The organism is Leptospira brenneri (assembly GCF_002812125.1).
Classification (GTDB): Bacteria; Spirochaetota; Leptospiria; order Leptospirales; family Leptospiraceae; genus Leptospira_A; species Leptospira_A brenneri.
In genome coordinates this window covers 91,251-111,168 of the sequence record NZ_NPDQ01000004.1, presented here as the reverse complement: position 1 = coordinate 111,168, position 19,918 = coordinate 91,251, and the positions used below count along the sequence as shown (strand labels likewise).

Annotated in this window: 20 protein-coding genes; 8 read left to right on the top strand and 12 right to left on the bottom strand. The window is 38.7% G+C overall.

Going from position 1 to position 19,918, the window contains the following annotated elements:
• The first annotated feature begins 14 nt into the window (after nt 1-14).
• Genes CH361_RS09655 through CH361_RS09645 form a run of 3 tightly spaced genes read left to right on the top strand, consistent with a single transcriptional unit; the run spans nt 15 to nt 2,886 of the window.
• Nucleotides 15-1,220: a KamA family radical SAM protein gene (locus CH361_RS09655; RefSeq protein WP_100790633.1), complete on the top strand. Its 1,206-nt coding sequence runs from the start codon at nt 15-17 to the stop codon at nt 1,218-1,220.
• Nucleotides 1,217-2,212: a D-alanine--D-alanine ligase family protein gene (locus CH361_RS09650; RefSeq protein ID WP_100790632.1), complete on the top strand. Its 996-nt coding sequence runs from the start codon at nt 1,217-1,219 to the stop codon at nt 2,210-2,212. The genes CH361_RS09655 and CH361_RS09650 overlap by 4 nt, the downstream gene beginning before the upstream one ends.
• Complete coding sequence (locus CH361_RS09645; protein ID WP_100790631.1) at nt 2,209-2,886, top strand: iron-containing redox enzyme family protein; 678 nt, start codon at nt 2,209-2,211, stop codon at nt 2,884-2,886. The genes CH361_RS09650 and CH361_RS09645 overlap by 4 nt, the downstream gene beginning before the upstream one ends.
• Here CH361_RS09645 and CH361_RS09640 read toward each other — a convergent pair.
• The 4 genes from CH361_RS09640 to bfr are packed head-to-tail and all read right to left on the bottom strand — an operon-like array spanning nt 2,873 to nt 5,985.
• A complete protein-coding gene (locus CH361_RS09640; protein ID WP_100790630.1) occupies nt 2,873-3,226 on the bottom strand; it encodes a thiol-disulfide oxidoreductase DCC family protein in 354 nt (117 codons plus the stop codon). The two genes, CH361_RS09645 and CH361_RS09640, sit on opposite strands and share 14 nt — an antisense overlap.
• Nucleotides 3,227-3,236: 10 nt before the next feature.
• Complete coding sequence (locus tag CH361_RS09635) at nt 3,237-4,382, bottom strand: hypothetical protein (protein ID WP_100790629.1); 1,146 nt, start codon at nt 4,380-4,382, stop codon at nt 3,237-3,239.
• Nucleotides 4,379-5,482 carry a THUMP domain-containing class I SAM-dependent RNA methyltransferase gene (locus CH361_RS09630; RefSeq protein WP_425268678.1) on the bottom strand — a complete coding sequence of 368 codons (1,104 nt, stop codon included), beginning with the start codon at nt 5,480-5,482 and terminating at the stop codon, nt 4,379-4,381. Before CH361_RS09630 ends, CH361_RS09635 begins: the two co-directional genes overlap by 4 nt.
• Before the next feature lie 26 nt (nt 5,483-5,508).
• Entirely contained in the window at nt 5,509-5,985 is a 477-nt protein-coding gene (gene bfr, locus CH361_RS09625; protein ID WP_100717537.1) for a bacterioferritin, read from the bottom strand.
• 78 nt (nt 5,986-6,063) lie between these two features.
• Between bfr and CH361_RS09620 the strand changes: the two genes are divergently transcribed.
• Genes CH361_RS09620 through CH361_RS09605 form a run of 4 tightly spaced genes read left to right on the top strand, consistent with a single transcriptional unit; the run spans nt 6,064 to nt 10,027 of the window.
• The gene (locus CH361_RS09620; protein WP_100790627.1) at nt 6,064-7,164 is read left to right on the top strand and encodes a thiolase family protein; all 1,101 of its coding nucleotides are present in this window, start codon (nt 6,064-6,066) and stop codon (nt 7,162-7,164) included.
• On the top strand, nt 7,164-8,234 hold the full coding sequence (waaF, locus tag CH361_RS09615) for a lipopolysaccharide heptosyltransferase II (protein WP_100790626.1): 1,071 nt from the start codon (nt 7,164-7,166) through the stop codon (nt 8,232-8,234). The genes CH361_RS09620 and waaF overlap by 1 nt, the downstream gene beginning before the upstream one ends.
• On the top strand, nt 8,221-9,540 hold the full coding sequence (locus tag CH361_RS09610; RefSeq protein WP_100790625.1) for an aminopeptidase P N-terminal domain-containing protein: 1,320 nt from the start codon (nt 8,221-8,223) through the stop codon (nt 9,538-9,540). The genes waaF and CH361_RS09610 overlap by 14 nt, the downstream gene beginning before the upstream one ends.
• 31 nt (nt 9,541-9,571) lie before the next feature.
• Entirely contained in the window at nt 9,572-10,027 is a 456-nt protein-coding gene (locus CH361_RS09605) for a MarR family winged helix-turn-helix transcriptional regulator (protein ID WP_100790624.1), read from the top strand.
• Between the two features lie 14 nt (nt 10,028-10,041).
• Here the strand turns inward: CH361_RS09605 and CH361_RS09600 are convergent, their stop codons facing one another.
• The 3 genes from CH361_RS09600 to CH361_RS09590 all read right to left on the bottom strand — a co-directional run bounded on the left by CH361_RS09600 (nt 10,042) and on the right by CH361_RS09590 (nt 13,607).
• Nucleotides 10,042-10,800 (bottom strand): enoyl-CoA hydratase/isomerase family protein, encoded by a 759-nt coding sequence (locus CH361_RS09600; protein WP_100790623.1) that lies wholly within the window; start codon nt 10,798-10,800, stop codon nt 10,042-10,044.
• Between the two features lie 75 nt (nt 10,801-10,875).
• Nucleotides 10,876-12,051, bottom strand: a complete 1,176-nt coding sequence (locus CH361_RS09595) for a M20 metallopeptidase family protein (protein ID WP_100790622.1) — start codon at nt 12,049-12,051, stop codon at nt 10,876-10,878.
• The gene (locus CH361_RS09590) at nt 12,048-13,607 is read right to left on the bottom strand and encodes a TolC family protein (RefSeq protein ID WP_100790945.1); all 1,560 of its coding nucleotides are present in this window, start codon (nt 13,605-13,607) and stop codon (nt 12,048-12,050) included. Before CH361_RS09590 ends, CH361_RS09595 begins: the two co-directional genes overlap by 4 nt.
• 241 nt (nt 13,608-13,848) lie before the next feature.
• Here CH361_RS09590 and CH361_RS09585 point away from each other — a divergent pair, with 241 nt between their 5' ends.
• Nucleotides 13,849-15,918, top strand: a complete 2,070-nt coding sequence (locus CH361_RS09585; RefSeq protein ID WP_100790621.1) for a thioredoxin domain-containing protein — start codon at nt 13,849-13,851, stop codon at nt 15,916-15,918.
• Here CH361_RS09585 and rsfS read toward each other — a convergent pair.
• The 5 genes from rsfS to CH361_RS09560 are packed head-to-tail and all read right to left on the bottom strand — an operon-like array spanning nt 15,905 to nt 19,917.
• Complete coding sequence (gene rsfS, locus CH361_RS09580) at nt 15,905-16,270, bottom strand: ribosome silencing factor (RefSeq protein ID WP_100790620.1); 366 nt, start codon at nt 16,268-16,270, stop codon at nt 15,905-15,907. The two genes, CH361_RS09585 and rsfS, sit on opposite strands and share 14 nt — an antisense overlap.
• 1 nt (nt 16,271) lies before the next feature.
• Nucleotides 16,272-17,429 carry a LytR C-terminal domain-containing protein gene (locus CH361_RS09575; protein ID WP_100790619.1) on the bottom strand — a complete coding sequence of 386 codons (1,158 nt, stop codon included), beginning with the start codon at nt 17,427-17,429 and terminating at the stop codon, nt 16,272-16,274.
• Nucleotides 17,430-18,041: a bis(5'-nucleosyl)-tetraphosphatase (symmetrical) YqeK gene (yqeK, locus tag CH361_RS09570; protein ID WP_100790618.1), complete on the bottom strand. Its 612-nt coding sequence runs from the start codon at nt 18,039-18,041 to the stop codon at nt 17,430-17,432.
• A complete protein-coding gene (nadD, locus tag CH361_RS09565; RefSeq protein ID WP_100790617.1) occupies nt 18,038-18,649 on the bottom strand; it encodes a nicotinate (nicotinamide) nucleotide adenylyltransferase in 612 nt (203 codons plus the stop codon). Before nadD ends, yqeK begins: the two co-directional genes overlap by 4 nt.
• Nucleotides 18,650-18,651: 2 nt before the next feature.
• The gene (locus tag CH361_RS09560; protein ID WP_100790616.1) at nt 18,652-19,917 is read right to left on the bottom strand and encodes a glutamate-5-semialdehyde dehydrogenase; all 1,266 of its coding nucleotides are present in this window, start codon (nt 19,915-19,917) and stop codon (nt 18,652-18,654) included.
• Nucleotide 19,918 lies beyond the last annotated feature (1 nt).

Sequence of the window (19,918 nt, the reverse complement as noted above, 5' to 3'; positions counted from 1 at the left end):
AGGAATTGGAACTTATGCTCGTGCAAAACAGTTTATCAGAAGTTCTTCGGGCGCGAGAAGAGTTATATTCTCGGACAAATTGGACGGATCCAACCTCTCAATTACAAAACCGAGTCAAAGGAGAAGACCTTTCGCGGTATTTCTTACTTACAGAATCTGAAGAAATGGGAATTCGTGAGACCATCCGTCTGCATGTTTCCACAACTCCTTATTATCTTTCATTGTCAGACCCTAGTGACCCGAATTGTCCCATCCGAAAGATGATTGTGCCCAGATCGGAAGAAGCTGTACTTTCTTTTGAAGAAAGTGCAGATCCTTTGGATGAAGAACGCCTAAGTCCTGTTCGCGGACTTACCCATATGTATCCGAACCGGGTACTACTTTTTTCCAATCATTCCTGTAGTGTGTATTGCCGTCACTGTATGCGTGGTCGTAAGGTTTCTTCTAGTGAAGAACGAATGGAAAAGGGGGATTTAGAAAAGGCATTTGAATACATTCGAAACCACTCAGAAATTGAAGATGTTGTGATCAGTGGTGGTGATCCGCTGAATCTAGCAGATTCTAGATTGGAATGGATTCTTTCCGAACTTCATTCCATCCCGCACGTGAAAATTTGTCGGTTAGGTACAAGAAATCCTGTCACCTTACCATTTCGGATTACGGATTCAGTCTGCAAAATCATTGAAACCTATAATGATGATGGATTATCCATTTTTTGTAATACTCAATTCAATCATCCAAAAGAATGTACAAAAGAATCTAAAGAAGCCATTCTTCGTTTATTAAAAGTCGGTGTTTCTGTTGGTAACCAGACCGTCCTCTTAAAAGGAATTAATGATGATGAAGAGACCATGCTCACTCTTCACAAAAAATTGTTAGAGATGCGAGTTCGTGCCTATTATTTATATGATCCTGAACTCATTCCAGGTTCGAGAGGATTTCGAACCCCTCTTGCTCGAGGGATTGAAATTATAGAATATATGAGAGGAAAAATTGGGGGAATGGGGATCCCTCAATTTGTAAATGACCTTCCTGGTGGTGGCGGTAAAATCACCATCGCACCTAACTGGTATTTGGGTTATTATCCCAAAACACGCCAACATGCTTTCCGCTCTGCGGTAACTAAAAAAATCCATCTTTCTTTTGAACCGGTAGATTCAAACAAAGAATCTTATTATCCAGCTTTGAGTGATGATGACTGGGAGAAACTCGGATTATGAAAGGCACCGTCATCCTTGCTTGTGATGTCTATGATCCTAAAACTCCCGAACTTTGCCAGGAATGGGAATCGGAAGAGACCATTCAAAATATGGAAAAAATCATTCAAGATTTAGGATATGATGTGGCAATTCTTTCCCATCCTTCCGAGATCAGTTCTGTTTTGTCTTCCATTCCGATTTCCGAAAGGAAAAACTGGATCGTTTGGAATTTAATAGAGGGATACCATTCCCCAAACCGCGAAGCCTACATACCAGCGTTATGCGAATATTTGGCAGTGCCTCATACAGGAAGTTCTGCGGTGGTTCAGACTCTGACTTTAGATAAATACAAAACGAAAGTTTTCCTAAAATCTTTTGGAATTCCGACTGCAGATTTTTGGCTAGTGGATCAGTCCGGTCTCTTGCCAACAGACCATTTTCCTTTATTCGTAAAACCAAATGGAGAAGGATCGAGTCTTGGCATTAGTGAAAAAAACCTCATTCATTCAGAGAAGGATTGGAAAGAAACAACTTCAGAACTTTTAGAAAAATATGAAAATTTACTTTTAGAAACCTATCTTTCCGGCAAAGAATTAACCGTTGGGGTTTTTGGCAATAGGGGAAAATATCAAGTAAGTCCTATTGCATTTGTAGATTACCCAGGAATTGTGTACAGTGATATTGTTAAATCTAAAGAAAGTTTTGTGGAATCTTTGGATTTTTCTGTTCCGAAAGAGTTGTCTGATACTTTGGAAAAATATTCAATAAAGGTGGCAGAACTTTTGGGGAGTTCGGGATACATTCGTTTGGATTTTAAATTGGAAAAAAATCTTCCTTATTTTTTAGAAGCAAACGCTACGCCTGGATTTTCCAATATATACTCCACCTTGCCATTGTTATGGGAAAAAACAGGAAAAACTTATTCTGAACTTCTAAACTATTGTTTGGATTTAGGATTTGAAGAATACCAAAATCATAATCGTTATCAATATGCAAAGGATCGAAACCTATGAGTTTAGTGAAAATCTTAAAATCGGATGTGGAAAACCATCCCGTCCTTAGATCGCAATGGTTATTAGAACGTAATATTTCTATGAGTTTTAATGACCTGATTCTATGGCTGAGCCAGGAATATTTTGTTTCCATTGGCTTTGTGGATTGGTTTTTGCGTGTCGCAGCAAAAACTAGAGACCAAAATGCTAAAATTGTATTAGTCGAAAATATCTGGGGAGAGTTGGGAGAAGGGAAAATTGAAGACACTCATGTTTCCATTCTAATTGAATTTTTGACAAAGTTAAATTTCGATTTTTCAGGTCACAATCTTTTACCGGAAACCAAAACCTATTTAGATAAAATGGAAACGATCATCGAAAAAGGTTTTTTCTATGGACTCGGAGCCTTGGGTCCAGCCAACGAATACCTATTAAAATTAGAATATTCTCAAATTGCAAGTGCTTACAAAAAGTTAAAAACAGAGATGGCTTTACCGGAAGGGAAGTTTTTTCAAGTAAATTTAGATGCTGATGAAGGCCACAGTCAGAGAATGTTTGAACTGATTGAGGAAACTGCCAAAACAAAAGAGACACAAGACCAAGTCATCGAGGGGAATTTACTTGCTCTAGCAGCCCGAGAAGACTTTTATACTGGGCTCACTCGGTTAGACAAAGAACCGCTTAGTTTAGTTTAGTTCTGAATCGTTTTAAGCCATACATTACTGCCATTCCAAGAAATGGGATTAGGGGCAGATACAATAGAATATTTATGTATCTGTATCTGTCCATTTTCCATAGAATTTGTCTAACTGCAAAAAAACCTGGATAACGTTTTCCATTTTCAATCCACTGAACTTCTCCCGCACATAGTTCTTTTGTAAGTTTGTAGTGAATGGACTTTAAATCACTTTCCGAAAGGTTATGATAGGATAAAATGGAAATCTGGTTTTTTGTTTTTTCTCGCATTAACTTTGCTATGCGAGTACAAAATTTACAATCTCCATCATAAATTAAAATTTGATCCGTAGGTATCATTTTTAAAATCTTATTTTGGGAAAAAATCTTCGGCTTGGGATTTTAAGGTTTGGATCGTGACAGGAATGAGAGACTGGTCTAAACCCAACCAATAATAATACCAACTTTCATCTTTTTCAATTCCTTGTGCTACTGACATATACCATTTGTTGATATTATTGTCCGGTTTACTTCTCCAAAATAAGGGACGGCAATGTTCTAAAATTTGGTCCCAGATATCACGACCTACACCAGCACCCCTTGCCACTCCATTGACTGCAAATTTAGAGAGGAGATAACCATGTTCTGTTTTTTGCATCCAAGCACAGGCTCTATACGATTCTTCGAGAAACAAAACATCAAATTTGGTTTGGTAGAACTCTGGTTTTAGTGGTTTACCAAAGGATTCTTCAATGAGCCGAAACACTCGTTTCATATCTACTTCATCTACTGAATGACAGACCTTGATTTTGTTTTTTCGCTTAACAAGAGTTCCACTTCCTTTCACTGTAAATAATTCGGTGAGTAGGGTAAACGGAGATGTAATGACAATACTAAATTTTGGATCTTCAATTTTTGACAACAAATCTTCTGAAAGTTGGATGAACTCCGTTTGGGATCTAGAAAGAGCAATTCCATCTGGTAGAGAAAGATGAATATCCCGTTGTAAAATGGATTTCACCTTACCCGTATGGGAATCCTTTAGTGGGCCATCGATGGAAACGTAAATTACCTTCGAAGAATGAAGAATGGAACGACAACGATCTAATAGTGCGGAAAGTTTTTCTGATTCATCTTCCCAAAGTAAAATGGGGATTTTTTTTTGGCGGATACTTTCTGTTACTGCTTCTTTCAGTGGTTTGTTACGATCGACAACCTGATAAGAAAAACCTAGGCTTCTTTCTCCTTCCAAGTTTGTTTGTTCGATGGGAAAAAATAGTTTTAGGTATTGAAAACTATCTACCTCTAAAACAACAAAAGGAAAAAGATCTAGTTGGTAGAGGAGTTTTAAGTCAGAAAACAGAGCCTCAGAACTTTCAAAAATAGTTTCCGTGTCCGCGTAGAGAATCGCAAACGATTCCGGGGAAAGTGATTGGAATTCCTTTAAGAAAAGAAGACCATCTCTAGGATCCCTAGTGATTTCAAAGACTCTGCTGAGTACGTCTTTGGAATTCATTTCCCCCCTCGGATTTCATAATCGACAATTTTTGCTTTTAGGTTTGCGTGTTTCAAACTTAAATGAGCATTTTCTTTTAGACCAAATTTACCGAGAAGAGAAAAATCGCCAGAAAGAACTGTAAACTTCCAGCCACCAAATTCATTTTTGATGACTTTTCCAAACTGAAAATACATCTCTCGTAAGTCATCCATCGGTTTTCCAATTCGGTCTCCATAAGGTGGATTGGTAACCACATGGCCTTGGGAACCAAATTTATTTTTTAGATCCAAACAATTGCCAACTTCAAATTGAACGAAATCTTCAACACCGGCCTCATAAGCATTTTCTTTTGCTATGCGAACCGCTTCTGGATCTACATCAAACCCAAATAGATGAGGTGAGGCTGGTTTTTCCCGTTTTCGTTCTGAGAAAACATAAGTGGGAAATAGAATTTGGAAAACAGGAGATTCTGCAAATAGAAATCGATTGATTTCTCCATACAAACGTTCTCTCAGTGCAGCTTCAATGAGAATGGTTCCCGATCCGCACATGGGATCGACAAGTGTATTTCCCTCTTTCCAACCAGAGAGTTCAAGCATGGCCTGAGCAATGGGTTCCCGAACCGGTGCATTTCCAGCAAACAGTCGATACCCTCGTCTTCCCACCGGATCTCCTGAAAGAGAAATTTCGATACTAAACCGGTCTGTATGAGATCTCACAACTATCGTGACATCAGCCATTCGTTTTTCAATTTCGGGAAGTGGAACTTTTTTACTACGAAGTCTATCAAGCACAGCATCTTTCATACGGTGCATGGTAAATTCAGAATTTTTTAGTTTGTCTTTGGTTTCTGCATCAATTCGAAAACTGACCTCGGGGCCAATGTATTTTTCCCAAGGGAGTTCACTTGCTTTGGCATAAAACTCATCATAATCATCTGCATTGTCATGTAATAACTGTAAGTTGATTCTGGAAGCAAACTTAGTATGAACGGAAAATTGAATGACATCTTCTTTTTTTCCGGAAAAAAAAACTCCACCTCGGTTTGAACTGTTAATTTTGAGATGAAACGATTTTAATTCGGATTCCAAAAGCGGAGAAAGTCCCTCTCCGCAAATGGCATGGTAAGTTGGGTGAGTAGGTTTTATTCCGAGTCTCCTAATTTTTGAGCCAAGTAGTTTGGTAGGCTGATCGAATCGATAATAGATTTTTGAGTTTCAATCCAGTCGATATGTTCTTCTTCAGAAACGAGGATCTTTTCTAAAAGTTCCCGAGTTCCGTTGTCCTTTGCCGCAACGCAGATATCAATTCCCCTGTTGAGTCTTTCTACCGCATTGTACTCTAATTGTAAGTCATGATCCAACATCTCCGGAACAGTTTGTCCGACGTTGATTTTGAGATACTTTTGTAAATCAGGAGTTCCATCAAAAAAGAGAATTCTTTCAATGATTTCATCTGCATGTTTCATCTCTTCGATCGACTCTTTTCTGAGGTATTCTGCAAGTTCTAAATATCCCCAGTTTTTGCAGACTTTTGCATGAATGAAATACTGGTTGATGGCTGTGAGTTCAGCCGCTAAAACTTCTGCTAAAATGTCGATTACTTCTTTCTTTCCCTTCATATGGGTAGCCTCATTTTCTCTCTTTAATTGGAAAGATAATTGGTTTTCATAGAATAGGCAAGCTTAAACTATATTCCAATGAAGAAAGTTTACATTCACAATCCATCATTGAGTGTATTCGGAAAACACAATGGATCTCAACTCGATTTATCCTTTGTGACCGCAAAACAATCTGTACATGAGTTTCAATCTCACAAAATTCAGTTCATCATTTACGCTAGTTTTTCGCCTGACTCTTATAACAAAGAATACCACTTATCTGCAAAACTTCCTAGTTTACTTGGGATTCGTGATGTTTATTCCATAAGAATGGAAACAGCATCGTCTTCTGGTGCTGCTGCCTTTCAATTGGGAGTGAATTTGATTCTCAGTGGAAGATACGACCACGGTCTTGTGATTGCGACTGAACTCATGTCTCAGTTAAATAGAGAAGAGAGTAATTTATTGTTAGGTTCTGTTTTATCAGATTCTCAAAGGGCACTAGGAATGTCTATGGCGCAAGGAGGGGCCATGATCACTCGCAAGTATTTGACTGATTATGGTTATAAACCAGACGACTTGTATGCAATTTCAAAAAAGTTACATGACAATGGTCTCCAAAATCCAAAAGCACATATTAAAAAAAATCTAACTTGGGAAGATTACAAATCCCAAACCATGATCGCAAGCCCTCTAGGTTTGTATGATATCTCACCACTTTCAGATGGTTCTGCGGCTCTCATTCTATCCAAAGATCCGAGTACAATTTCTGTAAAAGGGATGGGTTCGGGAACAGCTCCTTTTTTATCTTCTGCAGAGCCTAGTTTTCTTGCCAATCGCATTGCCTTTGAAAAGGCATATACGGAAGCGGGAGTTGGCCCAGGTGACATTGATTTTGCAGAATTACACGATGCCTTCACTCCTTTTGAGCTTGTAGGAGCAGAAGATGCCGGTTTTTTCAAACGGGGAGAGGCCTTATTCCAAGTGAAGGCTGGTCTTACCCATCCCAAGGGAAAAATCCCGATCAATTCCTCTGGAGGTTTAAAATCCAGAGGCCATCCAGTGGGTGCTTCGGGCCTTGCACAAATTGTAGAACTTTGTCGGTTCTTTGAAATGTGGCCTGAAAAGCGGTTGGCAGTAGCGCAAAGTATAGGTGGACTTGCTACAAACAACTTTGTGTCGATATTAGAAAGAGACTGATGCCCGAAAAAATACTGATCATCCAAACTGCTTTTTTAGGTGACCTGATCCTATCCACTTCGTTTTTCCATGCGGTAAAAACGGAACATCCTGGAGCAGAAGTCCATGTGCTTGTGAATGCAGGTACGGAATCTGTTTTGGATCATAACCCTGATATAACTAAGGTTTGGTCTCTAGATAAAAAACGGATTAAAAAGAATCCGTTTGCTTTTTTACATTTCGCAGGTTTATTAAAGAAAGAATCTTTTAATAAAGTATATTCTGCCCATTTTTCCTTTCGATCGAGTTTACTTTCTTATCTGACCCGAGCTCCTATTCGGATTGGATATAAGGAATCAGGTTTTTCGTTTTTACATACAAAGACAGTACAAAGACCAAAACAAGGTCCTCATGAAGTAGAAAAACTTTTTTCCCTTTTGTTCGATGAATATGATTTTCCAAAAGGGAGAGAGAGAAGACCTTATTTATTTCCCGGAGAGACCGAAGAAAATTCTTTCCTTACCCAAAAAAAAAGAATCTTAGCAAACGAGGAAGGTTATATTCTCATCGCCCCATCCTCACTTTGGGAAACCAAACGGATGCCAGAGGAAAAATTTGTCAGTGTGATCACTCAAATCCTTCGCAAACGAAAAGAAACAGTCATTCTCATTGGAAGTAAGGCTGATTTGGAAATTGAAAATACCATCTTTCGGCTGATGAAAACAGAACCACTACAACTCCGGGATCGGGATCGCCTTCTTTCTCTTGTCGGAAAAACAAATTTAAAAGAATTAATGGTTTGGATTCGAAATGCAAAAGCCATTATCTCCAATGACTCAAGCCCCATCCATTTTGCTTCTGCTTTTAATACACCTACCGTCATGCTTTATGGGGCTACCATTCCTGCCTTCGGTTATGGAAGTCTTTCTGATCGACATAAAATCATGGAGGTACAAGGTCTAAATTGTAGGCCTTGCGGAATCCATGGGGGAAGAATTTGTCCCGAAGGACATTTTCGTTGTATGATGGACCAAAACCCGGTGCGGATCTTTGAGGCCTTAGAGGAAGTCATTACGAATGAAGTTACCTGATAAAAAAACAAAAGATTACAATACAAAGTTATATCGTAGTCGAATTACAAATATCCAAAAGAAACTAAAGAAAGGAGAGGTTTTTTTAATTTTTGCTGCGAGCCATAAAATTAGAAACCGAGATGTAGAGTATAAGTTCCGTCAAAATTCAGATTTTTATTATTTAACAGGAATTACAGAAGAAGATTCTATCCTTGTTCTCACGAATGAAGTATCCAGGATGTTCTGTTTACCAAAGGATAAAGAAAAAGAAATTTGGACAGGGATTCGACTTGGAAAAGAGAAAATCAAATCCATGCTTGGGCTTAATTTTTCTTATGACCTCTCTGATTGGGAAAAAGAAAGACCCAATCTCCTTCTTGGAAATCATACCTTATATTATTTTTTCGGAGAAAATCCAGATCGTGACCGCGAACTCATTACGGAATGTCGGAATCTTTCAGAACGGGCTCGAGAAGGTAAGTTTGGCCCTGCCCGTATTGAACAACCCAACTTCTTACATGAAGAAAGATTAATTAAATCCAAAGAAGAAATTTCCCTTTTGAAAAATGCCGCGGAAATCACCAAGATGGGTCACTTGCGCATTATGCGAGAAAGTAAACCGGGAATGTTTGAATATGAATTAGAGGCTCTCCTTGACCAGGAATATCTCAAATACGGATCCATCGGTGGAGGTTATGGTCATATTGTTGCCGCTGGAAAGAATGCCTGCATCTTACACTATGTTAGTAATGATGATGTACTAAAAGATGGGGATTTGGTTCTTGTGGATTCAGGAGCTGAGTGGAATTATTATACAGCCGATGTGACTCGTGTTTTTCCTGTGGGGAAAAAATTTACCGAAGCCCAAAAGACAATTTATGAAATTGTTTTGTATTCCCAAAAGAATGCGATTAGAAGCTCTGTAGCGGGAACACCCTTTAACGAAGTCCATGAAAAGACAGTTCGCTTCTTAAGTGATTGCTTACGTGAAATGGGTTTTTTAAAAGGTAGTTTGGATGAGATCATAGAAAAAGGGACGTATCGAAAGTTTTATATGCATAGAACAGGACATTACCTCGGAATGGACGTTCATGATGTGGGGCGTTATTTCCTAGAGGGCAAGTCAAGACCACTGAAAGACGGTCAGGTGGTAACTGTGGAACCTGGATTGTATTTTGATCCAACAGATGATTCAATTCCTAAAGAATTTAGAGGGATTGGAATTCGAATTGAAGACGATATTTTGATCCATGGAAAAACTCCCATTAACTTAACCGAATCCATTCCAAAAGAAATTTCAGAGATTGAGGCCTTAAAAGCCTAATCTCCTTTTAGTTTGAATTTACCCGTAATTTATGTCTAGAGAACTTCCCAAACGTTTCCGATCGGTTCGTTATTTTGATCGCATCAGTTCTGAAATTGCAGAAATTGTTCGAGTTGAAATGGAAAAGTTAGGATACCCCGGTCTCACAACCTCTCATTTTGAAATTTTGACTTTTTTACTTCGTAGCACTGTTCCTATCAATATGACTCAAGTGGCGAAAACCATTGAAAAAACAAAACCCACTTGCACTGTCCTTGTGAACCGATTGGTCAAAGAAGGACTCGTGGAAAGAAATCCTTCGCCAAGTGACGGAAGGGAGTGGGCTTTGTTATTATCAAAAGATGGGAAAAAAATACGAAAGAAGATTGTTACGATTTCAGCAAAACTTCTTTCGTTGCAAACTTGGGGGATCTCAAAAGAAAACGAGGACATTTTGTATCCTATCCTCGATCAAATTTATAAACACATCCGGAAAAAAGAAAACTAATCTAGAATTTTTTCTTAAGAAGTAAAAACAGGTCTTCTTACTTCTACAGAAGCTGTGATTCCTTCCTGTGCGTCTTTCGATTGGATACTTACAACTGTGAGATTAATATCTGATTCGATCAGTGACAAAATGTTTTTTTGAACGTTTAGAATTCCTGATTTCGTATCTTTCATCGCCGACAAAGAATTTTTTTTAAGTTTTGTTTGGAGTGATTTAGATTTTTTCTTCATCTCTTCTTCTGTATTACCAATTTCTTCAAACAAATTTGGCATTTCTTTGGCTTTAAATGCATCACCAAGAAGGACATGGCGTTTTGCAGCATCGTATCCAATCGCTTCTCCCAGGAGGGCAAAAATAAAAGAAGGAACTTGAATTCCAATTTTGACTTCAGGTAATCCAAATCGAATATCCTCAGTTACATAGCGGTAATCACAGACAAGAGCAAGCATAGCCCCATACCCAAGAGCGTGACCAGAAATTTCTGCAATCGTAGGAACGGGGATTGTATACAGTTCTTTTAAATTTTCAAAGAATAGATTCAAAAAGGGAACAAGGTCCTTTGACATATCCATCTTACAAACAGTCGCTAAGTCAAGTCCTAGCGAAAAAGTGCCAGGTGAATCACTTTTTAAAACAATGGCTTTGGAATTTGATTCCTTAGCGGCTTGGATCGCCTTTTTTAATTCCAAAAACGATTCACTAGAAAAACTGTTCTTGTCGTTGATCCCCAATCGGATAAAACCGATCCCGTCTATTTGTTCGAAAGAAATCATATAAATCCTCAAAATTAGTTAGATATCTAACCAATAGGTTGGGCTGAGAATCAGGCAAGATATATTTTTTAATTTTTAATTTAAAAGGTAGGTTCTGATGACTTCTTTCATGACGGCAAGGCCAATGGGGAGGGCATCTTCGTCGAAATCAAAAAAAGAACTATGGTGTGAATGGACAAATCCTTTGGCCTCGTTTCTAGAACCGATGAAAAAATAACAACCTGGCCTTTCCATTAAAAAGGCAGAAAAATCTTCCCCGCCCATGGTCCTTGTGTTTTCGTCTGTCAGACAATTTTCGCCGAGAACCGTTTTTGCTGCTGTTCTGACGATATCAGCCATGGCAGGGTTGTTGATCGTGGGTTTGTCAATGCGGTTGTATTCGAAGTCTACTTTGGCTCCAAACCCGCCTGCCACTTGGTTTACCAAAGTTTCCATTCGTTTGGGAATCATTTCGTAAACCGATTTGGAATAGGTTCTTACCGTGCCATGAAGGGTTGCCGTTTCTGGAATGACATTGAAAGCATTTCCGGAATGAAAAGACCCGACAGTCACCACACAAGGTTCCAGCGGGTCTACATTACGGGAAACAAGGGTTTGTAAAGCTGTGACTAAATGAGAACCGACAACGATTGGATCTACTGTATGTTGGGGAATGGCTCCATGACCGGAGGTTCCTCTTACCGTGATTTTAAATTCATCTACGGAGGCCATCATGGTTCCGTTCACAACTCCCACTTTGCCTAGATCAATATGGTTCCAGACATGGAGGGCAAAAACAGAATCAACTTGGTATCTTTCCAAAATCCCTGAAGCAATCATTCTGTCAGCACCGGAACCACCTTCTTCTGCCGGTTGGAAACAGAGTAGAACCCGTCCTTTGGGGACAAATTCTGAAAAGGAAGTTTTTAGTTCCGAAGAAAGAGCCATAAGAATGCTAGTATGCCCATCATGCCCACAGGCATGCATCTTGCCGGGAGTTTTACTTTTGTATTCGTGTGTATTTTCTTCATGGATGGGGAGGGCATCCATATCAGCTCTGATAAGGACAGTTTTTCCGGGAAGACCCGAATCAAAAAGAGCAACAAGTCCTGTTTCTGCAATCCCAGATTCTACCTGAAAACCCAAGGATTCCAAATGGGCTTTAACAAAAGAGGCAGTTTCCCTTTCCTCATATTTGAGTTCCGGGAACTGATGGAAGGTTCGTCTGTACCGAACCATTTCCTCTTTTCTGGTTGTTGGAACTAGATTCATAACTTGTCAGATTCTAACTTGGCTCTCTTTTCGACTTCATCCAAAATGGAATAGAGATCGAGTCCATATTTTTCGAAAAGAGAATTCTTTGCCAACTCATAACGAACTAAATTAATATTAAAATTGATTTTAGCTTGAGTCACCCCAAGTTCCGCATTTGCCAAACTATCAAGAGCATTTTTTACGTTAACGGCAGTATAACGACCTTGGCGAAATCGTTCCATAAGGCCATTGTAAAAAACTTCCGTTTCCTTTTTTGTTTTCATCAAATCTTTTAGGAGAGCATGGCTTGAAATTAATGCTTCGTAACGATTGTCAATTTCCTGAGTGATTTCTTGTTCCAAGTCTTGGATTTTTAATTCGTTTGCTTTTAGATTGGTTTCCGCATCACGGATTCCCGCTTTGATTCCTAAATCCCAAAGAGGATAAGACATTTTCAATTCCGCTAGGATTTGTGGGTGATTGAAAGAAGTAATTCCTCTTTGACGAGCAATAAAATTGTCCTGTGGTGAAATGAAGTTTTGACCAATTGTACTATAAGAAAAGGTAGCAAGTAATGAAGGATCATCTTCCGCAAGTGCTGTATTCAAAGCAAGTTTTGCAATTTCTCTTTCCCGTTTTAAGATCAGGTAATCTGTTCTTCTGGAAAGTGCATACTCTTTGTCTGCTTTAAGATTGATCTCTGTAGGTAAAGTTTCACTGAGATCAGTAACTCCCTCAATGGATGAGCCAGTATCCACATTCAGAATTCGCACCAAATTCCTTTCTGCTTCTATCCGATCTACTTTTGCTTTTTCAAGAAGAGATTGAGTTCTTAAATAAGCTTGGTTCCACTGGTTGACTTCAAATCCTTCGGATAGTCCCAGCGAAGTTTTACGTAAAGTTAGACGGCGGATTTCTTCTGTGTTTTTCGAAACTTTTTCATAAGTAGCAATTCGTGAATCGACAATACTGAGAGACCAGTAGTCGACAAGAATTTTCACCACAAGTTGAGTTAGGATATTAATATAGTTTTCGCGAACGAGTAAAGTTTGGTTCTTTAAAAGTTTTTCTTTATCTTCTTCGTTTTTACCAAAACCGTATTTGAGTAATTCTTGGGACAAGGTAGCAGAAAGCGCACCGGTATACATCGGAGGAGCTGCCAGTAAACTTCCAAATCCAGCCTGGGATGCAGGGTCTTCGAAAGCGTTTACGTCATAACGAACCGAACTGATTTCTGTTTTGAAATAAGTTCCCGTTTTGAACTGTTTTTCAATTCCAGCAGAGATTTTATCTTGGGAACGAATTGTTCCGGCAAAGATGTTGTTCCTGTTTTCTGGAAAAAACTGTTTGTAGGACTGGACACTGGCCAAGGCTTTCCAAGTATATTTGGATTCGTTTTTCCATTCGGGACTGTCCGCTTTGACAATCTCCAGTTTTGCATTTTGAACAATGGTATTGTTTTCAATGACTTGCTCAATGGCTTGTGAAATGGTGAGTCGTAGTTTTTTCGGACCATTTCCAGCCTGGAGCAAATCTGGAATGGTATTGCCATTTTCCCATTGGGAAAGTTGCATCCGTTTTACGTCCTCTTCAAAATCAGATTCCGCAAAAATGGGGAAACTAAGTAGACTCAAAGATATTAACCAGCTGGTCAACTTTCGAGGACTGATAAAAAAATACGGGGAAGAAATATTGTGACTGTTCAATGGAAACTTCTTAAACCCCTTACAGAGACAAGATGAAAAAATCAATGTTGTCAAGCAACCCAAAATGTAAAAAGCTACGAGAAGAAACCTTGGTTTCTGGGAGAACATTGTGGCAAATCTGTCGAAAAAACCGAATCGTTTGGTTCATGAAAAAAGTCCTTATCTGTTACAGCATGCACACAATCCCGTAGATTGGTTTCCCTGGGGAACCGAAGCCTTCGAGAAGGCTAAAAAAGAAGATAAAATCATCTTTCTTTCCATTGGATATTCGACCTGTCACTGGTGCCATGTGATGGAACGGGAATCATTTGAAGATGATTCTACAGCAGAAGTCTTAAACCGTGATTTCGTATGCATCAAGTTAGACAGGGAAGAACGTCCAGACATAGATAAAATTTACATGGACGCACTGCACGCGATGGGAACTCAAGGTGGTTGGCCCCTCAATATGTTTCTCACTCCCGAGAAGGAACCCATCCTTGGAGGAACTTATTTTCCTCCCGAAAACCGCTACGGAAAACGCAGTTTCAAAGAGGTTTTGCGTTTGGTTTCAGAAGCTTGGAAGAACCAACGTGAGGAACTCATCACGGCTGCTTCGGATTTGACACAGTATTTACGTGACAATGAAACAAGGCCGAACGAGGGAAAACTTCCTGCCACCGAAATCATCGATAAAAATTTTGAAAGGTACCTTCAAGTGTACGATAAAGATTTTTTTGGATTTAAAACCAATTCAGTGAATAAATTTCCACCGAGTATGGCGATGAGTTTTCTTACGGAGTTCTACTTATTAAAAAAAGACCCTAGAGCTCTCGAGATGGCTTTTAACACGGCTTATGCCATGAAATTTGGTGGAATTTATGACCAAGTGGGAGGAGGAATTTGCCGTTATGCAACAGACCATGAGTGGCTTGTACCACACTTCGAAAAGATGTTATATGATAATTCCTTATATGTGGAGTCACTTTCTCTTTTATACAGAGCAACCGGTAACCCTTTCTTTTTAGAAGTAATCCGCGAAATTGTAAATTATATCCGTCGGGATATGAGTCTCGAACGAGGAGGGATCGCCAGTGCCGAAGATGCCGATTCGGAAGGTGAAGAGGGAAAATTCTATCTCTGGAAACATTCTGAATTCAAAGGAGTGGTTCCTGAAGAGGAAATCCAAGGATTTTGGAATGTCACCGAAGAAGGAAATTTTGAACACCAGAACATCCTCAATGTTTACTGGAAGGGGAAAAATCCTTATGTGGATGGAATCGACTTCAAACCAGAGTTTCTCGGGCAATTAGAAACTGCCAAAGAAAAATTATTGGCAGTTCGTGAAACAAGGATTCGACCACTTCGTGATGATAAAGTTTTGACTTCTTGGAACTGCCTTTGGATCCGAGCTTTGCTTTCTGCTTATGAGGTTTCCGGAATTTCAGATTATCTCTCCGATGCAAAAAATGTTTATCAGTTTATCACAAAACAACTAGTAGGGGAAGATGGATCGATCCTTCGACGTTACCGCGAAGGAGAAGCCAAATATTTTGGAACACTTTCCGATTATTCAGAATTTATTTGGGTTTCGATGAAACTTTTCCAATTGGATGAGGATTTAGATGTTTATTCTAAAGGAAAACGATCTTTAGAATATTTATTTTCTCATTTCGACTCGAAAGCGGGACCATTTTATGAATCTTTTCATGGAAATGAAGATTTAATCGTTCGAACGATTGAAGGTTATGATGGAGTGGAACCTTCTGGAAATTCAACCATCTTACATTTGTTTTACTTTTTACATTCCTTAGGTTATCAAAAAATAGATTTGGAAAAAAAAGCAAATTCCATTTTCTCTTATTTTTTACCTGAACTAACTCAGAATTCACTCAGTTATCCTTCGATGCTCTCTGCCTTCCAAAAATTCCAATACCCATCCAAAGAGGTTCTTGTTGTCTATAAAAATCAGAATCCTGAGGAAATCCAAAAGATTAAAAATGAGTTATCCAGTTTAAAAGATCCTAATCTAGTTTGGCTTGTTTTGGAGGAAACAAAAGCGAAGGTCCTCGCTCCAGAACTAGAACTTCTGATGGGAAGGGACGCTGGTTCTGGAATGAAGTTTTATGTATGTCGTAACTTTACTTGTGAATTACCAAAGGAGAACTGGGAAGAAGCACTCGTTCTTATACAGAAATAGGTGTTGCATCACCCCAAAGACGATCTAAGGAATAATAAGTCCTCATTTCGTCTGTCATGATATGTACACAAATTTCACCATAGTCGAGAAGGATCCAACCGGTTGCATCTTTAGGAAGATCTGTCAGGTTTTGTCGTTTCACGGCTAACTTTAGAGGTTTCATATACTTATCAATATCTTTGGCACAAGACCTTCCTTGTGTCTCCGTTTTGACAGTCGCAATTACAAATAAGGATAGATAACTATGGACGTCTTTTAAATCCAAAAATTGGATGTTTTCACATTTTTTATCAATTAACGTCTGTTTAATTTTTTTGAGATGTTCTATTGTCTCGGCACTGATATTCGGCATTTTAATCCTTAGAGTTTTGAAAATCTTCCCCTAGTATCACTGTAGCATCCAGACCCAGATCTTTCCGAAGAGCAAAGTAAACTCTTCTACCTTGGAAGGTATCAGAGATGATATCCGTGTACTGTGTATTTCCAGAGCGATTGAGGATGATACTGGATTTAAAACTAGAATCCCAGGCATTGTCAACGGAGAGAACTTTCAGACCCTTATCATTAAGAAGTACCTTCCCGTATCTGGCAAGCCCATTTTTAGGAGTTCCATTTAGGACTTCTATCCGAGCGCGTTCCCCCTCACTAAAAGAAAGAGACCTAAGTTCACTTGAAAATTTATGAAAGGCTACTTTTACCGTTTCCTGGTTTGCTTTTAAAACTTCATCTTTTAACTTGAGACGCCCCACTGGTTCCCCTGGAACCTCAGAAACACCAAAATGGATTTTTTCTTTTTTCAAAAAATCAATGAGGGTTTCCCATTCCTTAATCGAAAGGTTGGTGGTCATTTGCGTGTGGAGGTAAGCCACTCTTTGTTTACTCAGTAAATCTCGTTTTTCATGGATGGATTCTAAAACAGTTAAAAATACTGTTTCTTGAATTTCGAGCCTACGGATATAAGAAATCATTGATTCATCGTTCAATGAACTCATCCAATCAAAAGTATCTTCTCCATCCAAAATATAAGTTTGTTTAGATCTTTCGTAGTTTTTTGTTATGTGAAGGGATCTTGGTTCAAAAAATAAATTCAGTCCACCGAGTAAATTGATCCAATTTTGAAACTGTTTTTTGGTCCAAACAATTTTAAAAGGGATACTAGAATCTAAAGTATCTTCCAAAACAGATTCTACATAAGAAGGAGCAGAACTTCCTTTTTCTTTGAGGGATTTTTCTCCATCGTCGAAACTGGTTTTGGGATTTACAAAGAAAAGAGCAGCCTTTTTTTCATTGGGATAAAATTCGACATATAGAGAAAATAGGTATTCGTCTTTTTCATCCAGAACAGAAAAGAGAATGGGTAACCTCTTACTTTGCGAAAATTTTTGGTCCAACGAAAAACCACCTTTGGAACGAAAGACTAAAAATAATAGGGCAATGAGAAAAAAGGAACCAGCCGCAATCAAAAGAGTTTTTGCAGGGATTGGTTGTTTTTTAGGAGCTTCACGTAACATCTATTTGGTTTCCTTAATCAAATTTGCTGATTGGTTATAGGTAAAAAAAGTATAGGGATGAATGACTTCCTTTTTTTCCATAAGAAAGGAAATGGTTTGGAAGGCTTTCATAAAAACTCCGTAGTCCAGATTTTCCTCTGTTTTCTGAACCCAATTGGAAAGTTCTGGTTGCCTATGGGCATAATCTGATCCTAAAAAATCAGCCGCATACAAAATCTTATCTAAAAGAGAGGGGGAATCGTTTCCCAAAGTATGGGAAGAAATGGCTCTTGCAATTTCAAAATCTGTAAATCCATATTCTTTCTCGAGCCATAAGGGAGCTGAAAATGCATGCAAGGCCTGGGAGGGAATCCCTTTTGTATCCACTGAATACTCAAAGAACAAAGCAGTATGAATTTCCATTTTTTTCTGTTTGGTGATGTCGTGACAAAGACCTGCAAGATAAGCTTTTTTGGGACTTGTATATCCATGAATCATTGCAAGCGATTCTGCATAATCGGCTACACGTAGAATATGTTGGAAACGGGTTTCTGTTACATGTTTTGGAACTTCTTCCAGAAAAAATAAAATCCAATCTTCAAAGGATGTAAGTTTTCCTTTCGTTTCTTTCATCGGGAAGAGCTGTCCTCTTTCCCTTTCTGGAATTCTAAGGCAAGTTCTTTTGTTTTAGGAAGAACAAGGTGATGATTCCAATCTACTTCTGAGATTTGGCGAATTTCTGTACTACTCAAAGCTAAAATTGGATTTTCTAAAACCTTAAGTTTCTCTTTGGGGATAAATTTGGGAAGAGGAATTTCCTTTGGGTAAGGTGTTTCCCTTCGAACCACAATCAGTGAAAAAATGAGCTTTAGAATCTCCGAATATGATTTCCACTGATCAAAAGTTTCTAAATTATCTTCTCCGATCACTAAAGAAATTTCAGAATTGGGGTGTAAATTTTTTAAAACGGCAAGAGTACTAATTGTATAACTAACGTTTGGTTGTTTGATTTCCTCATCCCAAAGGATAACATTTTCCGAAAGAAAATCTTCAAATTCAGCCAAACAGAGTTCCCATATTTCATTTGCCTGAAAATCTTTGCCCGCATCCTTCAATGGAGAGACAAAATTAGGACAAATGTAAAGTTTTGCATGCGGGAAAGATTTGGTTATGGATTCTATCACATGCCGGTGTCCTCTATGAGGTGGATTGAAACTTCCTCCAAAAAACAAAACTTCCATTTTTAACCGCGGACTTGTCCACTTCCTGTGACATAGGTTGTTGTAGTTGTTAGGTGGATAAGTCCCATGGGTCCACGAACATGAAGTTTCCCGGTGGAAATTCCTACCTCAGCACCAAGTCCATACTCACCACCATCATGAAACCTTGTAGAACAATTTACAAAAATAGCTGCACTATCTAATTCCTTTTGGAAGATTTGGATCTCAGAAACATCTTCAGATAAAATACATTCCGTATGACCCGAGCTATACTTTCGGATATTTTCCATTGCTTCTGAAACTGAGGAAACGATGCGAACACTCAGTCTTGTGTCCAAAAATTCTGTATAAAAATCATCCTCTGACGCTAGTTTTGCGGAAGGAAGTAGATTTTGAATGGCAGAATCCCCTAAAATTTGAATTCCAGAAGTTTCTAATTCGGAAAGTAATCCTGTAATATTTGGATAATCTTTATGGATGAATAAATTCTCCAAGGCATTACAAACCCCAGGCCTTTGGACTTTGGAGTTTACAAGAATGGGAAATACAATTTCAGGATTTGCTTTGTCTGATAAATAGAGATTCGTAACACCTTTATCGTGTTTGATAACAGGGATTTTACTATTTTCAGAAACAAAACGAATGAGGGCTTCTCCACCTCGGGGAACAATCACATCTATCAGATCTTCTAATTGGAAAAAAGGAACCATCGCTTCTCGATTTGTATTTTCTACAAAGGTGACAACATCTTTGGAAACACCAGGAAGTTTTGCTTCTTCAATGGCTTTATGGAATAAAGAAGAGAGAATTGAATTGGAATGAAAGGCTTCCGATCCTCCTCGTAGAATACAGGCATTGCCCGATTTAAACGACAAGGAAGCAATATCAATAATGACATTGGGTCTTGATTCAAAAATTGTCATCACCACACCGATTGGCACGCGTTTGGTGAGAAGTTCAAGTCCATTGGGTAAAATTGTTCCCCGAACCACTTCACCAACCGGATCAGGGAGATTCCGAATTTCTTCGATACTTTTTGCCATTCCTTTAATTCGTTTGGAATCAAGGAGGAGTCGGTCCATCATGGAAGGAGAGAGTCCTTTCTCTTTTCCATTTTTCATATCCAATTGATTTTTTTCAATGATAGCAGCTTCGTTTGCGAAGAGAAGTTCTTCCACTCGTCTTAGAACCGAGTTTTTTTCTAAAGTAGTTAAGCCCTTTAGGGACCGACTCGCTAACTTAGCTTTGGTGGCTAATGATTTTGCATAGTTTGTAGGATCGTCTGCCATA

What these genes read in the sequence shown, in the direction of transcription:
- CH361_RS09655 (WP_100790633.1), top strand. Translation starts at nt 15, where the DNA reads ATGCTCGTGCAAAACAGTTTATCAGAAGTTCTTCGGGCGCGAGAAGAG.
- CH361_RS09650 (WP_100790632.1), top strand. Translation starts at nt 1,217, where the DNA reads ATGAAAGGCACCGTCATCCTTGCTTGTGATGTCTATGATCCTAAAACT.
- CH361_RS09645 (WP_100790631.1), top strand. Translation starts at nt 2,209, where the DNA reads ATGAGTTTAGTGAAAATCTTAAAATCGGATGTGGAAAACCATCCCGTC.
- CH361_RS09640 (WP_100790630.1), bottom strand. Translation starts at nt 3,226, where the DNA reads ATGATACCTACGGATCAAATTTTAATTTATGATGGAGATTGTAAATTT.
- CH361_RS09635 (WP_100790629.1), bottom strand. Translation starts at nt 4,382, where the DNA reads ATGAATTCCAAAGACGTACTCAGCAGAGTCTTTGAAATCACTAGGGAT.
- bfr (WP_100717537.1), bottom strand. Translation starts at nt 5,985, where the DNA reads ATGAAGGGAAAGAAAGAAGTAATCGACATTTTAGCAGAAGTTTTAGCG.
- CH361_RS09620 (WP_100790627.1), top strand. Translation starts at nt 6,064, where the DNA reads ATGAAGAAAGTTTACATTCACAATCCATCATTGAGTGTATTCGGAAAA.
- waaF (WP_100790626.1), top strand. Translation starts at nt 7,164, where the DNA reads ATGCCCGAAAAAATACTGATCATCCAAACTGCTTTTTTAGGTGACCTG.
- CH361_RS09610 (WP_100790625.1), top strand. Translation starts at nt 8,221, where the DNA reads ATGAAGTTACCTGATAAAAAAACAAAAGATTACAATACAAAGTTATAT.
- CH361_RS09605 (WP_100790624.1), top strand. Translation starts at nt 9,572, where the DNA reads ATGTCTAGAGAACTTCCCAAACGTTTCCGATCGGTTCGTTATTTTGAT.
- CH361_RS09600 (WP_100790623.1), bottom strand. Translation starts at nt 10,800, where the DNA reads ATGATTTCTTTCGAACAAATAGACGGGATCGGTTTTATCCGATTGGGG.
- CH361_RS09595 (WP_100790622.1), bottom strand. Translation starts at nt 12,051, where the DNA reads ATGAATCTAGTTCCAACAACCAGAAAAGAGGAAATGGTTCGGTACAGA.
- CH361_RS09590 (WP_100790945.1), bottom strand. Translation starts at nt 13,607, where the DNA reads ATGCAACTTTCCCAATGGGAAAATGGCAATACCATTCCAGATTTGCTC.
- rsfS (WP_100790620.1), bottom strand. Translation starts at nt 16,270, where the DNA reads ATGCCGAATATCAGTGCCGAGACAATAGAACATCTCAAAAAAATTAAA.
- CH361_RS09575 (WP_100790619.1), bottom strand. Translation starts at nt 17,429, where the DNA reads ATGTTACGTGAAGCTCCTAAAAAACAACCAATCCCTGCAAAAACTCTT.
- yqeK (WP_100790618.1), bottom strand. Translation starts at nt 18,041, where the DNA reads ATGAAAGAAACGAAAGGAAAACTTACATCCTTTGAAGATTGGATTTTA.
- nadD (WP_100790617.1), bottom strand. Translation starts at nt 18,649, where the DNA reads ATGGAAGTTTTGTTTTTTGGAGGAAGTTTCAATCCACCTCATAGAGGA.
- CH361_RS09560 (WP_100790616.1), bottom strand. Translation starts at nt 19,917, where the DNA reads ATGGCAGACGATCCTACAAACTATGCAAAATCATTAGCCACCAAAGCT.